Raw genomic sequence first — 15,098 nt, 5'->3', positions numbered from 1 at the left:
TTCTGATTAGATTTTAGCGTCAATGAATTCTTTTAGTTGCGTCTTTGATAATGCACCCACTTTGGTTGCTACCAACTCGCCAGCTTTGAATATTAACAATGTTGGAATGCCACGCACGCCGTATTTAGCTGGTGAAACGCTGTTTTGGTCAACGTTAAGTTTTGCTACGGTCAGTTTGCCTGCATATTCTTCAGCAACGTCGTTGAGAATTGGAGCAATCATTTTACAAGGACCACACCACTCAGCCCAGAAGTCTACTAATACTGGTGTTTCAGACTTTATTACATCGTTTTCAAAGCTGTCATCGCTTAGGTATACAATTTTATCGCTCATGTTGTTCTCCAGATTTGGTTCCATTGCTAGTTTATTAATGGCTTACCATGTATATTGGGTCAGTTAAATAGCTTTTCAAGAGACCGTTTTAGTAATGTAGCTATTTCAAACGATCGAATCTTTTTTTGCAACCCCTACAGGTATGCTTGTGCTATGAGCCAAACACATTTATCGACCAAGAAATTCGCCGACTTCCCTTTAAAGCCCGAAGTACTAGCGGCGTTAAACGAGAACGGCTTTGAGTTTTGCACGCCCATTCAGGCGTTATCTTTACCAATATTACTTAATGCAAAAGACATTGCCGGACAAGCCCAAACCGGTACAGGTAAAACCATGGCCTTTTTAGTGGCCACGTTTAACCATTTATTAACCGTTGCTGCACCAGAGGGTCGCAAAGTAACAGAACCTCGCGCTATTATAATGGCGCCAACCCGTGAGTTAGCAATACAAATAGCCAAAGACGCTAATTTATTAGCGGCACATACCGGACTCAAAGTCGGTATTGTTTACGGTGGCGAAAGCTATGAAACTCAACGTGCAGTATTAGACAAAGGCGTTGATATTCTGATTGGTACCACAGGGCGTATTATTGATTATGTTCGTCAAGGTGTCATCAGTTTAAGCCACATTCAAGCAGTAGTGCTTGATGAAGCTGACCGTATGTTTGACCTTGGTTTTATTAAAGACATTCGCTTTTTATTCCGCAGAATGCCTGATGCTAAGTCACGCTTAAATATGTTGTTTTCTGCCACGCTTTCAATGAAAGTGCAGGAACTAGCTTATGATCATATGAACGACCCTGAAAAAGTTGAAATTGAACCATTAGAAAAAACCTCTAAAAATATCAAAGAGGAAATTTTCTATCCGTCAATGGAAGACAAGATGCGTTTATTACTGAGCTTAATCGAAGAAGATTGGCCAGATAAAGCGATTGTGTTTTCGAACACAAAACACAGCTGTGAAAAACTGTGGTCTTATTTAGAAGGTGATGGTCATCGAGTGGGTTTGTTAACTGGTGATGTTCCACAAAAGAAGCGTATTCGTATTCTTGAGCAATTTACCTCTGGTGATTTAGATTTATTAGTTGCAACAGATGTTGCCGCTCGTGGCTTGCATATTTCTGATGTGTCACACGTGTATAACTATGATTTACCAGATGATTGTGAAGATTATGTGCACCGTATTGGCCGTACAGGCCGCGCAGGACAAAAAGGCATTTCGGTGAGTTTTGCATGTGAAGAATATGCATTAAATCTTCCCGAAATTGAAACCTATATCAATCATTCAATTCCCGTATCTAATTACGATCGAGATGCACTATTGGATGATATTCCTGCACCGGTTCGTATTCACCGCAAGCCTGCGCCATCTCGCTCACGCGATGGTGCGAGTAAAGGTGCGCATCGTAGTGGCGGCAATACTTCGCGTCCTCCACGTCATAGGACCCGTAGACCATAGTCAATGCTAACAGTATCTCAACCCTATGCGGCGATAACATTAGGTTCTAACAGTTTTAATATGTTGGTGGCTAATTCGGTGGGAAATAAACCGATTGTTATCGCTAAATATAAACGTAAAGTTCGCCTTGCCGAAGGTATAGGTGACGATGGCATGTTGTCTGAACATGTTATGCAGCGTGGTTTAGAATGCTTGGCCATGTTTGCCCAGATGTTAAAGCAACACCATATTAATAGTGCTAACGTTGCCGTATTTGCTACCGCGACATTGCGTGTTATTGGTAATGCCGATGAATTTCATCAACGTGCGATGCCTATTTTACAGCATCCCATTGAGGTGATTTCAGGGCTACGTGAAGCTGAACTCATTTATCAAGGCATGGTGGCCACCACTAAAGGTGAGGGGCGCCGGTTAGTGATAGATATTGGCGGTGCCAGTACCGAGTTTATTATTGGTGACGGTAGTAACGTGCTGTTTAAAACCAGCCTGCCAATGGGATGTGTGCTGTTTAATCAACGATTTTTTAGTCAAACACCACTACAAATCATCGATGTTGAACAGGCAATAGACTATGTTAATCATATTTTGGCTGAATGTCGGCCTCAGTTGCTCGACTTAGGTTGGCAAAGTGTTGTCGGCGCTTCTGGAGCTGTGCAATCAGTCGTATCTGTATTACAGCACAGACAACGCCCAGAAGTGATTACCCTTAAGATTTTGTATGCTTTTCGTGATGAAATATTATCGCAAGCAGATGCCAGGCTTAGTGGCATTAAGGGCTTAAATGCCGAACAAGCTCCTACATTTGCGGCGGGAGTGGCAATATTAATCGCGCTATTTGAAAGTCTTTCTATTAGTCGTTTACATCTTGCTGGTGGTGCACTTCGTGAAGGTGTATTACAACTGTTAGCCGATCGTATCGCCGCTAAAGCATCGATGTAGTGGCTGACATAAGCGCAATAAAAAAATAGGTCGCCCATGGCGACCTTTTTTGATTATTTAAGTGATGACGATATTTGAGTTAAATAAGTCATTTACATCACTACTTTAAAATCTCAACTAAATCGGCTTCTAATGTGGCTTGCGGGCGTTCAACGATACGACCTAGCTCATTGCCCTGTTGTTTAACGATAAACGTTGGAATTCGGCTGAATGCGTATTTTGCCGCTAAACCTTCAGGATCCTGCTTGTTTCGGTCGACACCAATGTATTCAACCTCAATGTTGGGATTGGCTGCCGCTTCAATAATTCGCATAAAGTGCGGTGTTTCGCGATGGCAGTCTGGACACCAAGTGCCAATAATCACCACTATTTGTATCGGTTGTTTAATGGCTTTGAGTACATCGATGGCTTGCGCATCAACTTGATAATTAGTGAACCCTTCAGCATAGCCTGGTAATTGAGTTGTTAGAGTGTGTGGTTGGATTATGCCAGTTAAAATCACTTCTTGTTTCTCCTCGCTGCATGTTGCAATAAAGCCTTGTTGATCTTTTTCAAATGCGCATCCAGGATTTGCTGATGCGGCCATAGGCAACATTTGGGTACTGAAAAAGAGTGCGGTTGTGGCCAATAATGTTCTAACGTTATTGTGCATGATAATGTCTCGCTTAAGAAGAAAATACTGTACTTGAGTGTATTCAAGCATGCTTAATCAAGTCTGTTAAGAGGCGATAGCTTATGATGCAATGCTGATCACGATAATAGGAGGATTCACTTACTCAATAGGGTTAATGCTAGTGCAGAGTCTGGAGTATAAAATAAAAAGCCAACCCTGAATGGATTGGCTTAATACCTCAATAAGCGAGTTTTATTGGTTTTGCTCTTTAAGCCACTGGGCCGCGCGTTTAGCAAAGTAGGTTAAAATACCATCGGCACCAGCGCGTTTAAAGCAAAGTAACGACTCCATTACAATGGATTTTTCTGCAAGCCAACCGTTTTGGATAGCAGCCATGTGCATGGCGTATTCACCGCTGACTTGATAAGCAAAAGTCGGTACCGCTAATTCTGTTTTAACGCGGTGTACTATGTCTAGATATGGCATACCGGGCTTAACCATTACCATGTCGGCACCTTCTTGGATATCTAATGCCACTTCATGTAATGCTTCGTCGCTATTGGCAGGATCCATTTGATAACTGTGTTTATTGCCACCTTTTAGGTTGCTAGCCGATCCGACAGCATCACGAAATGGTCCATAATAGCTGGATGAATATTTAGCGGAATAAGCCATAATTTGGGTATTCACAAAGCCATTAGCTTCTAGAGCTTGGCGAATTGCGCCAATACGACCGTCCATCATGTCTGATGGCGCGACAATATCAGCACCTGCAGCAGCATGTGATAGCGCTTGTTTGACTAAAATGTCTGTAGTGATGTCATTGAGGATATAACCCGTATCATCAATGATACCGTCTTGCCCATGAGTCGTGTAAGGATCTAAGGCGACGTCAGTCATGATGCCAAGCTGTGGGAATGCTTGCTTTAATTCACGTACTGCACGTTGTACTAAACCATCAGGATTATAAGACTCTTCTGCAAGTAAGCTCTTTTTATCTGCCGGTGTTACCGGGAATAACGCGATAAGTGGAATACCAAGTTCAACCAGTTCAGCGGCCTCTTTTAATAATAGATCAACTGAAAAACGCTCGATACCCGGCATTGAAGCAATTTTCTCTGAACGTTGAAAACCTTCCAACACGAACATTGGATAAATGAGATCGTTAACGGTTAAAGTATTCTCAGACATTAAACGACGGCTAAATTCATGTTTACGCATGCGGCGCATTCTGCGCTGTGGAAAAGCACTGGTAATAATATTCAATTTCGACTCCTGGTTTAGATCGTGTCTGTTTCACGCTGGTAATAGCAGACTTGGTTTCGACCACTGCGTTTAGCTTGATACAGGGCTTTATCTGCTTGTTCTAGTAATAACATTGGATGCTCATCACTGTCGATAATGGTCTCGCTAATACCAATGCTAACAGTAACGGGTATTATGTCTTCATTGTGTACTATGTTGAGTTCACTAACGGCTTGGCGAATTTGCTCTGCAACGAGCAGAGCACCTTCAATATCTGTGCAAGGCAAAATAATAGCAAATTCTTCACCACCAAAACGTGATACGAGATCCGTTGGACGTTTTACGTATTCAGACAGTGTGTTGGCTATTGCCCTTATGGTGTGGTCGCCACCAAGGTGTCCATATTTGTCATTAATATTTTTAAATTTATCGATATCAATCATTAGCAAAGACATTGGTGTTTGCTGACGACGGCTAATACGACCTTCAGCAATGAGACGGCGATCAAAAGCGCTGCGGTTTTTTACCCCTGTCAGGCTATCGATAGTATTTTGCTCAGTGAGCTTTTGATTAACCTCACTTAGTTCGCGCAAGGTAATTTCTAACTCAAGGGTACGCTCTTGTACCATTTTTTCCAATTTTTCACTGTTCTCTGCTTCACTTCGAAGTGCTTCTTCGCGGGTTTCTCGCAATTTTTGGGCTTGTTCTAACGTGTGTTGCTGGATCTCAAATTTGGCTTTTCGTTCATCGTTATAGCGTAACGCAAGCACTGCAGCCATAGTAATAACTTCAAAGGTCAGCCCTAGCATTATGGGTATTTGCGGCGATATATTGGTAGAGATCAGGCCAAGATAAATGAGTCCTGTAACAATACAACCCAACATAAATCCCATACGGCCAATGGCGTATAAAGGGGCATTCCGTTGGCCGCCGAAGGCTTGGATCAATGAGAATGCCATCAAGATAGTACTGATTGTTAATACCACAAATACCAATACATACAGGGCAGAGCTGTAATTAATAAATGGCATGACAATCGTTAACCCAAAACTCAGTACTGCCATGATGCGGCATATACGTAACATTTTCAGATTATGATATTTAAGTTGTAAAACTTTTTCAGTAAACATCAATGAAAATCCCAGGGTTAAGGGGATAACAATAATGAAAATATACTGCTGCATAATGGGCCATTGAGGCCACAAATAGCGAAATGATACTCCGTGTATTGACGCCGAGAGTATCGTGAGCCCTAATACATAGCCGCTGTAATAACTGTAACTAAAAGATGCAGAAGCAAGTGCAATGAATAAACTGAACAAGCAAATCGCAAGTAGTACACCTATTTGCATGCCACTGAACAAGTTCTTGGTTTCGGTCAGTTGGGTAAGATCATTCGATGACCACAATATCAATGGTAAGCTGATGGTACCTTTATTATCGATTTTGAGATAAAAAGTATGGGTATCACCAGGTTCAAAGTTAACGGGATATAAAAAAATATTACTTTGTAATGGCCGTTGCTTAAACGGTAATGTATCTCCCATGACTTCAGTGCTGACCAGTTCCCCATTAATCAGGTGGTATATTTTAACGCTGTCGAGCAAAGGATTGTCTAAGGCAATAATGCGTGCAAGATGATCATTGGGCGTAAATATACTAAAACTCACCCAATAGTTTTTAACGCCTATTTTATAGGGTTGATCTGTGTTGAGCTTTTTCCAGCTATTTTCTGGCTGTTGTAATAATTGGCTTAGGGTTTCAATGTCGTTACTTTGATTGGCATATACCCAGTCTTGCAATTCAATTTTGGTGATGGAATTAGCGGTTAGCCGCAGCGGAGTAGGGTAAAGGGTATTAGACCAACTACTTTGGCTAATGAGCAGTAAAAAAAGTCCAACAATAATCCTAACATGATATTGATTGTACAGCGTCAAACAACGATATCTTATGCTCATAATGCGTCGTTACTCGTGTGTAGAACCATAGGTAGTTGGAAAAAATCACAACTGTTTTGGTAACATAGTTGCGCTAATAATATCGGCGACTGTTGACGTAAATTAGCCATATACTCAACAATATAAGGTAAGTATTGGGGTAGGTTCTTACTCGATTTTGGTTTAGGTCGCATGCTGCGCGGTAATAAATAGGGGCTATCTGTTTCTGCCATTATGCGATTATTGGGGATCAAAGGTACTAGTTTTGCTAAATCTTGGCCTCGGCGTTCATCACAAATCCATCCCGTAATACCAATATATAAATCTGTGTCTAGGCATTCAATCAACTCATCTCTGTTACCCGTAAAACAGTGAAGTAAAGCATTTGGAAGTTGAGTTCGATATTCATTTACTATGGCAATAAAGTCGCTGTGGGCTTCACGGCAATGCATTAAAACCGGCATATTGAGTTCACAAGCCAGTTCTAATTGGGCGGAAAATGCTTTTCTTTGGTCAGCTCTTGGAGAGAAGTCACGGTTGTAATCAAGGCCACACTCACCAATCGCCACCACAGTATCTTGCTGCGCAAGTTGTGTTAAACGTGTTTTGCTGTGTTGATCCCAAGAGGATGCATGATGGGGATGAACACCGGTAGTACAGTAGAGTTGTTGCGGATATTGTTGGCAGGTTGATATGGCTTCAGTGCTTTCATCGAGATCGCTGCCAATAACAATTAACGGCGAAACATGGTGTTTCGCCGCATCATTAATAACAGTGTCAATATCGTGCTTAAGCCTTTCGCTAAGCAGATTGACAGCAATGTCGATGTATTGAGTCATGTCATCATAATCAAAGTAATCAGGCTACTTTAATCGTTTAACTCGAGTCGTCGCATTACGATCATCACTGCCTAATAAAAACGAGTTTAATGCACCCGTTTCAATGAATATGTGTTGACCCTTTTTGATTTTATAATACTTGGAGCTATTTTGTTTCCACACTTGGCCATTGTTCAATGTGATTATAAATGCGCCTAAAGCATCTTTTTTAACGCTAACAACCTCGGAGTAAATCTTACTGACTTCATCTTCTATTACTTTCTTTTGCAATCCAAAATCATCAACGCTTAATGCTTTTGGGCTGGCAACAACAGATACTGCAGCTGCTGGGACTGTCGCGACTTCAGGTGCTATAGAATTGACAGGGCTTGCTGTAGCCATAATATGGGCACTGGGTTTAGCATTCGCCGCTAATGTGTCATAACAGGTCAATCGCGCCGTTTTGTCGGTTTTAGCGGCGCATATAGACAGCTGCTGACCAAGATTGGTATTGGCATATGCATTAGCTGACATCAATATGATCCCAGCAGCAATTAAACTTAAACGCATTGATTGTTCCTTATTATTATTTGCTTCTGAGCCTTAGAGACTTGTGCTATTGCCTAACTATCAGCTTGTTCGTTCTCTGGCTCATCATCTTCATTTTTACTGTAAAAACGTGCAGCGATTAGCCCACCTTCAAACAATAACAGCATTGGGATTGCTAGCATAGTCTGCGAGATAATATCTGGTGGTGTCAGTATCATACCAATAACAAAGGCGCCGACAACGATATAAGGACGTTTTTGACGTAACTCGTCAGGTGTAGTGACACCCGCCCAACAAAGTAAAACCACTGCTACTGGAATTTCAAAGGCTAAACCAAAAGCAAAAAACAGCTTTAAAATAAAACTCAAATAACTGCTGATATCAGTAGCGACTTGAACGCCTTCAGGAACTACGCTTGTAAAAAAGCCAAAAACAACCGGAAAAACGATGTAGTAAGCAAAGGCTATTCCAAGGTAAAACAGCAAGGTGCTGCTGGCTAATAAGGGCACAACTAAGCGCTTTTCATGTTTGTATAACCCAGGGGCAACAAACGACCATACTTGATAAAGGACATAGGGAATGGCAATGAAAAATGCTAACACCAATGTTAGTTTAAATGGTGCAAAAAAGGGTGCAGCCACGTCGGTTGCAATCATGCTACCTGTTGCTGGCAGCGATCGCATTAATGGTAGGGCGATGTAGTGATAAATATCGTTGGCCCAATACACAATAGCAATAAATACCAGTAATACGCTGCCAATGGCTTTAAGCAATTTATTACGTAATTCAAGCAAATGGCTAATAAGCGGTTGCTGTTGCGACATGAATTATCCGTTTTATTTAGGGGTTGAGCTGCTTTCGCTAGTCACTTCTGATGACTTAGCTTCTGCGACAGGGGCCGAAGGTTCAGTTGGTTTTGCTGGAGTAACAGGTGATGTGTCTTCAACTTTGTAAGGTCGATTCACAGATGCAGCCGCTTTTTTTAACTGATCAATTGATTCTTGTAGCTCTGGCGATAAACCAGATAAGCCTTTGCTTTCCGCTTTTTTTAAATCAGCATGCAACTGATCAATTTTAAGCTCTTGTTCAAGTTCATCTTTGACAGAGTTAGCCATGCGCTTGAGTGCGCGGATCCAACCCGTTACTGAACGCACTGCAATCGGGAGTCTTTCGGGGCCGAGAACCACTAGCCCCAAAATACCGATCAGCAGCAGCTCCATAAAGCCGATACCGTCAAACATAATAAATTACGCCTGTTTATCTTTAGATTCAGGTTGCTTTTCGTCAGCCTGTTGCGAGGTCGCTGCTGTCTTGTCTTTATCTTCTAATGATTTACTTTCATCTTCTGGTGTCATGGCGTTTTTAAAGCCTTTTACTGCCCCGCCTAAATCACCGCCCAAAGAACGTAATTTTTTAGTTCCAAATAATAGAATGACAATTAACGCTACGATTAGAAGCTGCCAAATACTGATGCCGCCCATGAAGATTATCCTCTTTAAATAAAAAATGGTTTTTGTAAAAAAATTATTTCAAAATCCACAATACCACCCAATTCTTTAAGTATTATGAACGTCTCATAAATTAGTGCTAGCTAAAATTTACGATTCTTTGGTCTAGATCGCCATCCTACCGCCCAAATTAATATACCAACACTAATACAGGTATACGCTGGCCATAGTGTAGCTATCTGAGTAAATAAAATTGTGCCACAGATCAATAATACAGCAGAAGTGATAAGTAGATAATTACTTTTGTGAGATTTTTGCTGATATTTTAAGTACTTATCAAGCATCTGCTGTTGGGTGCCGAGTAATTTACGGCCTAATTTTAAGTTATCATAAATCAGTTCAGGAAATTCGGGGAGTTTATCGGCCCAAAACGGTGCATTGGATTTGACTTTTTTGAACATGGCTTTAGGGCCGACTTGCTCAGACATCCAGTTTTCTAGGAAGGGTTTTGCCGTTTGCCATAAATCTAATTGTGGATATAACTGGCGGCCTAAACCTTCAATATACAGTAAGGTTTTTTCCAATAATACCAGCTGTGGTTGCACCACAATATCAAAGTGGCGAGCTGTTCTAAACAGCTCCAGCAATACATGGCCAAATGAAATTTCATCAAGTGGTTTGTTAAACATGGGTTCGCACACTACTTTTACAGCTTGTTCAAAAGCAATGATATCTGTGTGTTCTGACACCCAGCCAGACTCAATATACAGCTGAGCAATCCGGTGATAGTCGCGATTAAAAAAGGCTAAAAAGTTTTCTGCAAGATAGCGCTTATCCACCTCGGTTAAGGTGCCCATAATGCCGCAGTCTAGGCCTATATAGAATGGGTCGTCTGGATGTTCACGACTAATAAAGATGTTACCCGGGTGCATATCGGCATGGAAAAAATTATCGCGAAATACTTGAGTAAAAAAGAGTTCTACGCCGCGTTCGGCAAGCAGTTTAAAGTTGGTTCCTTGTGCACGTAGCGCTTCGGTATCAGAAACTGGAATACCGTAAATACGTTCCATGACCATTAATCGTTGGTAGCTATGTTCTTCGTATACAAATGGCACGTACAGCGAATTGGAATCAATAAAATTATTGCGCAGCCTGATGGCGTTAAGTGCTTCGAGTTTAAGATTTAGCTCGCCCAAAATAGTGGTTTGATAATCTTCAATCACTTCAGCAGGACGTAAACGATTACCTTCACCTAATATAGCTTCCAGGATATTGGCTGTTTGCGTCATTAACTGGAGATCAGCTAAAATTTGCTGCTCAACATTTGGGCGTAATACTTTAAGCACCACAGCTTTACCGTTAGATTTTAAGGTTGCGGTATGCACTTGTGAAATTGAGGCTGATGCTAATGGGGTATCGTTAAAATCATCAAAGTAGGTCGTGATGGGTGCACCCAGTTCCGCTTCGATTGCTTGGCGTGCTAAAGCGGAATCAAACGGCGGTACTCTGTCTTGCAGCATAGCCAATTGATAAGCCCATTCGTCGTCAAGTAAATCTCGACGTGTCGACAGCATCTGCCCTAGTTTGATGTACACTGGCCCTAAATCTTGCATCGCCAGTTTTAAGCGTTCGGCAGGTGATTTATCTTTGTGTTTATTACGGATCCAAAACAGACTATTGCGCAGGATTGAGAAATACCAGGGCTTTTTGTGTCGAGGAATTAGGTCATCTAAGCCAAAATGTAAAATGGTTTTAATGACATGGTAACCACGCCTGATACTTGCAGTTGTCATTGAGTTATGTTTTCTCTTAATTGGGCTATTTTGGCTTCAATACTATCGGTTTGGCTAACGAGCTCATCCAGATTATCACGAAAATGTAGCCATTCAATTTTATGCGGTGCCAGACGATATTCTTCAGTGGTTAACTGGCTGATGTGCGAGCGTGTTTTATGGATGACTTGCTTAATATCATGGCTAAATTGTTTGGCGCCAGAGACTATTTTATGTGTCGGAGCATCACCGATATAGCGTGATAATGGCTCGGAAAAATCAACATGAATGTGCTGTAAATAGTGGCTTAATGATTGTAATAATTGAATATCACCCTGCAAGCTGAGCTTATCTTGTTTGATGAGCTCAGTTAAGTTCGCACCTTCGGTAAGCTGATATAAAGTCGATATATCAGCGCGCACAGTTACCGCAACGTCACCTTCATAATGGCTAAGCACTTGAACTTGCTTAGCAAATACTAAGTAAATAGGCCAATTTAACTGGCTTAACTGGATACAAAATACTTTGCCGTGCAATGATTTTTGTCGCGCATAGTCACTTTTAGCTTGTGCTGGCAGTTGGTTAAAAGCGGTTTCTATCGCGGCACAAGTTAGCAAAGCAAAGTGATTAGGTATCATTAGAACTTATAACCTCTGTGCAATGCGACAACGCCGTCTGTCATATTGGTGTAGTCAACTTGCTCAAACCCAGCATCTATCATCATCTGCTTAAGGGTTTCTTGGTCTGGGTGCATGCGAATAGATTCAGCTAGGTATTCGTAGCTGTCAGCATCTTTGGTGATTATCGCGCCCATTTTTGGCAATACTTTAAAGCTGTACATGTCGTACACTTTGCGCATTAACTCATGTTTTGGGGTAGAAAATTCTAATACTAAAAGTTTCCCACCCGGTTTTAAGACACGCTTCATCGAGCGTAACGCGGCATCTTTATCGGTTACATTACGTAAACCAAACGCAATAGTAATGATATCAAAATGGTTATCTGGAAACGGCAGTGCTTCAGCGTTAGCTTGTACATAGCTGACGTTATTGACTATACCTTTGTCGCGTAATTTAGTACGACCCACTTTGAGCATAGAATCATTAATATCGGCAAGTACCACTTGGCCACGTTCGCCAACTAAATGAGAGAACTTAGCGGTTAAGTCACCTGTTCCACCGGCTAAATCCAGCACTTTCATACCTGGGCGAGCTGCAGCGACTTCAATCGTGTGACGCTTCCAAAAGCGATGAATACCAAAAGACATTACGTCATTCATAATGTCGTATTTTGCCGCGACGGAATGAAACACATCAGCGACTAAGTCTGCTTTTTTATCGGCTTCGACAGTTTTATATCCAAAATGAGTGTTTTTTGGTTCGCCTTCAGACATCGGTATATTCCTATAATGTGCGATTATTAATAGCAAGTGTATGCCATTGCGAATGATTGCTGAAATGTTGCGGTGTGAGAGTGTGACAACAATCAATTAGTTGTCTTGCTTTACACCTAATATACATTCCACATCAACTTGAACATAGCAATGATCTTCGCGCCAATTAGCCTCAATAAATATCCACTATTAGGGCTAAAAATTTGCACTGCATTAGAGCATAAAATTAGTGTTTAATGAATAGCTGCTACAGATTCTAATTGAGACAAGTTAGTCGTCCCTGGATATATGCATAGATTAGCTCGCTTAGACTTTGGCCTACATCGCGATATCCCGCATCTATCCCTGCGTGATGACATGCTGGAGCGGCTTCGGCAAAATGAGCATAACGACATGAACAATGCTTAGCGATATAGTGCACATAATGACAGGCATCGAGGAGTGGAATACCGGCAAAGGTAGCCGCGCTGCTAGGCATATTGGCAATCGCATCGACATCAAGCTCTAATGCTACTGGCAGTTGAGTTTGATTTAATGATTTAGCAATCTGTTTTAATGCTGTTTCAAGTGACAGTTCACGCCGGATCCAAATTTGTTGAACACTGTTCCATGTAGCGCCAAACAAACTCAGTTGTTCTAGGGTTTGTTCGCTGTTTTTTAGCTCGTGCAATCCGAGGATATGATAATGGTCGAGGGCGCCATTAGCTGCCGCGTAACTGAACCCATTACCACTGTGGCGGCCTTCACGCGGTCTAAAGTCACTGTGAGGATCAAGGTTAACCGCTGCAACGGGTAAGCCTGTAATAGCCTTAGTCGCCATCAATAATCCATAGGCATTGTTGTGGCCGCCGCCAATGACGATAGGTTCTAGCCCGGCTTGCATTACATCACTTATCGCAGTAATAACGATGTCATCTAATTGCGCAGTTGCATCACGTAATTGTTCAATACTCGCTGTTATGGGTAGCGAATGGTCAAGACTAATTTGCCCCAAAATGGCACATTCATTGCCATTAAGAAAGCGATTGGACTGTAAGTTTAACAACTGCTGCATGCTGGCGATAAAGGCATCATCCGCTCCACCCCGGCCTAAATTAGCCCTTGGTCCAACATCTTCTGCAATGGCGATAATGGCAAACTGTGCGCCAGCAGATTTAGCCTGCTGGGCATTTTGTGCTAATGACCATTGTGTCGATGCCAGATAAACTTGCTGACCGAGTTTTGTTTCATTAGGCCGCAAGGTTAATAAGCTATCGCAGTGCTGTTGGGTAAATGCACTAAACATGATGATTCTCCAAATTACCTGAAAGACAAGATTCAGAGTCTCATCATCGGTTTCAATTCTAGTTAAAAATACAATCTAATGACGCTGTCATTGCATGCATTTCTAGACCACGAAACAGGGCCGATGATGGACTCCAAAGGGCCAGTGTTTTTGGCCGACAGCTTGCGTTAACCATTCTAGATGGAGAATAACTAATCCATGAAAATGATTACTTTGTCTAACAACCAAGCTATTTTTGCTGAACTAAGCATATTCAGGTCGCTTAGGTATAGCCATAAAAAAACCAGCATAGCTGGTTTTTAAAGTAATCGTTTGCCAGCTTTTTACAAAGCGAAATCGGCTATGACGTCATTAATCAATATCTAATGGTTCTGGCGATAAAATAACACCGGTGTTATCGGCATAGATATGGTCACCAGGTAAGAAGGTTACGCCACCAAAATTAACTGGAATTTCGATTTCGCCTACTCCGTTACTTTCAGCTCCCACAGGAATTGAAGCAAGTGCCTGAATACCAATATCAAGTTCTTCAAGAGCATCAACATCGCGCACTGAACCGTAAATGAGAATACCTTCCCAGTTATTGGCAACAGCTAGTTCAGCTATTCTGGCATCAAGCAGAGCGCGTCTTAATGAGCCACCGCCATCAACAAGTAATACTTTACCTTCACCGTCTTCTTCTAAGGCTTCTGCAATCAGACCATTATCTTCAAAACACTTAATTGTACTGATTGAGCCACCGAAGGAGCTGCAACCACCGTAGTTACTGAACATTGGTTCAACGACATCGACTACATCTATATACATGTCGCAAAGTTCTGAGGTGTTGTATTCCATATTTAACTCCTGTTGGACAGCAAAGGTAAAATGCTGGGTAAAGCAAAGTTAAATGAATTATATGAGCTTTTTATGAAAATAAAAGCCTTATCAATCACCGGATTGTTATAAATCAACTTATGGTGTTACATATGCCTAAATATGCCATTGACCTAAATACAGAACAGGGATCAGATTTGGAAGTAATTTTCTTTCAAATTGAATGTATTAGTTGATATATGTTGATTTAGGTCATCCTAATACGTTTTTTAATTACATTTTTACTCAGCAGTTTGTTAGCATATTGGTAGATTAATTAATGTTAGTTTACAAAATAATGCTAGCTTTAGGGGCATGGAATCCTCGTTACGCTTACGGAAGGCAGAGAGCCTGATACAGAGGTTCTTATGGAAAATATCAATATTATTGAAATCTTAGGGTATGTTGCATCAGTTATGGTTGCTATTTCTCTGATGATGAAAGACATCATTT

At 41.4% G+C, this 15,098-nt stretch carries 16 protein-coding genes and 1 pseudogene; 3 read left to right on the top strand and 14 right to left on the bottom strand.

The window, feature by feature from the left end:
- Positions 1-6: 6 nt before the first annotated feature.
- The gene (gene trxA / locus H5185_RS06255) at positions 7-333 is read right to left on the bottom strand and encodes a thioredoxin TrxA (RefSeq protein ID WP_124017249.1); all 327 of its coding nucleotides are present in this window, start codon (positions 331-333) and stop codon (positions 7-9) included.
- 153 nt (positions 334-486) lie between these two features.
- Here trxA and rhlB point away from each other — a divergent pair, with 153 nt between their 5' ends.
- Together rhlB and H5185_RS06245 are read left to right on the top strand one after the other, a co-directional pair.
- The gene (rhlB, locus tag H5185_RS06250; RefSeq protein ID WP_124017250.1) at positions 487-1,791 is read left to right on the top strand and encodes an ATP-dependent RNA helicase RhlB; all 1,305 of its coding nucleotides are present in this window, start codon (positions 487-489) and stop codon (positions 1,789-1,791) included.
- Positions 1,792-1,794: 3 nt separating this feature from the next.
- Positions 1,795-2,730: an exopolyphosphatase gene (locus H5185_RS06245; RefSeq protein ID WP_182741620.1), complete on the top strand. Its 936-nt coding sequence runs from the start codon at positions 1,795-1,797 to the stop codon at positions 2,728-2,730.
- A 100-nt stretch (positions 2,731-2,830) separates the two neighbouring features.
- On the opposite strand, the gene H5185_RS06240 is transcribed toward H5185_RS06245, so the two are convergent.
- The 13 genes from H5185_RS06240 to rraA all read right to left on the bottom strand — a co-directional run bounded on the left by H5185_RS06240 (position 2,831) and on the right by rraA (position 14,627).
- Positions 2,831-3,382: a thioredoxin family protein gene (locus tag H5185_RS06240; RefSeq protein ID WP_182741634.1), complete on the bottom strand. Its 552-nt coding sequence runs from the start codon at positions 3,380-3,382 to the stop codon at positions 2,831-2,833.
- 213 nt (positions 3,383-3,595) lie between these two features.
- Positions 3,596-4,609 carry a porphobilinogen synthase gene (gene hemB / locus H5185_RS06235; protein WP_124017252.1) on the bottom strand — a complete coding sequence of 338 codons (1,014 nt, stop codon included), beginning with the start codon at positions 4,607-4,609 and terminating at the stop codon, positions 3,596-3,598.
- Between the two features lie 14 nt (positions 4,610-4,623).
- Positions 4,624-6,546: a diguanylate cyclase gene (locus H5185_RS06230; RefSeq protein WP_182741619.1), complete on the bottom strand. Its 1,923-nt coding sequence runs from the start codon at positions 6,544-6,546 to the stop codon at positions 4,624-4,626.
- On the bottom strand, positions 6,543-7,364 hold the full coding sequence (locus H5185_RS06225) for a TatD family hydrolase (protein WP_182741618.1): 822 nt from the start codon (positions 7,362-7,364) through the stop codon (positions 6,543-6,545). The genes H5185_RS06230 and H5185_RS06225 overlap by 4 nt, the downstream gene beginning before the upstream one ends.
- Positions 7,365-7,388: 24 nt before the next feature.
- Positions 7,389-7,913, bottom strand: a complete 525-nt coding sequence (locus tag H5185_RS06220) for a hypothetical protein (RefSeq protein ID WP_124017255.1) — start codon at positions 7,911-7,913, stop codon at positions 7,389-7,391.
- A gap of 53 nt (positions 7,914-7,966) precedes the next feature.
- Positions 7,967-8,716, bottom strand: a complete 750-nt coding sequence (gene tatC, locus H5185_RS06215) for a twin-arginine translocase subunit TatC (protein ID WP_124017256.1) — start codon at positions 8,714-8,716, stop codon at positions 7,967-7,969.
- Between the two features lie 12 nt (positions 8,717-8,728).
- Complete coding sequence (gene tatB / locus H5185_RS06210; protein ID WP_124017257.1) at positions 8,729-9,133, bottom strand: Sec-independent protein translocase protein TatB; 405 nt, start codon at positions 9,131-9,133, stop codon at positions 8,729-8,731.
- 6 nt (positions 9,134-9,139) lie between these two features.
- A complete protein-coding gene (gene tatA / locus H5185_RS06205) occupies positions 9,140-9,373 on the bottom strand; it encodes a Sec-independent protein translocase subunit TatA (RefSeq protein WP_124017258.1) in 234 nt (77 codons plus the stop codon).
- A 110-nt stretch (positions 9,374-9,483) separates the two neighbouring features.
- Positions 9,484-11,133, bottom strand: coding sequence for a ubiquinone biosynthesis regulatory protein kinase UbiB (gene ubiB, locus H5185_RS06200; RefSeq protein ID WP_124017259.1), 1,650 nt, complete (start codon positions 11,131-11,133; stop codon positions 9,484-9,486).
- Positions 11,130-11,750, bottom strand: a complete 621-nt coding sequence (locus tag H5185_RS06195; protein ID WP_182741617.1) for an SCP2 domain-containing protein — start codon at positions 11,748-11,750, stop codon at positions 11,130-11,132. Before H5185_RS06195 ends, ubiB begins: the two co-directional genes overlap by 4 nt.
- Positions 11,750-12,505, bottom strand: coding sequence for a bifunctional demethylmenaquinone methyltransferase/2-methoxy-6-polyprenyl-1,4-benzoquinol methylase UbiE (gene ubiE / locus H5185_RS06190; protein WP_124017261.1), 756 nt, complete (start codon positions 12,503-12,505; stop codon positions 11,750-11,752). Before ubiE ends, H5185_RS06195 begins: the two co-directional genes overlap by 1 nt.
- A gap of 256 nt (positions 12,506-12,761) precedes the next feature.
- Positions 12,762-13,796: a formimidoylglutamase gene (locus tag H5185_RS06185; protein WP_404948444.1), complete on the bottom strand. Its 1,035-nt coding sequence runs from the start codon at positions 13,794-13,796 to the stop codon at positions 12,762-12,764.
- Between the two features lie 345 nt (positions 13,797-14,141).
- A complete protein-coding gene (gene rraA, locus H5185_RS06180) occupies positions 14,142-14,627 on the bottom strand; it encodes a ribonuclease E activity regulator RraA (protein WP_124017263.1) in 486 nt (161 codons plus the stop codon).
- A 386-nt stretch (positions 14,628-15,013) separates the two neighbouring features.
- Here rraA and H5185_RS22900 point away from each other — a divergent pair.
- A pseudogene (locus H5185_RS22900) lies at positions 15,014-15,098 on the top strand (uroporphyrinogen decarboxylase); the annotation flags it as partial.

This window comes from Shewanella sp. SG44-6 (genome assembly GCF_014164185.1).
GTDB classification, from domain to species: Bacteria; Pseudomonadota; Gammaproteobacteria; order Enterobacterales; family Shewanellaceae; genus Shewanella; species Shewanella vesiculosa.
Note: the sequence above shows the minus strand (reverse complement) of the source record. Positions and strands in the feature narration are given on the sequence as shown.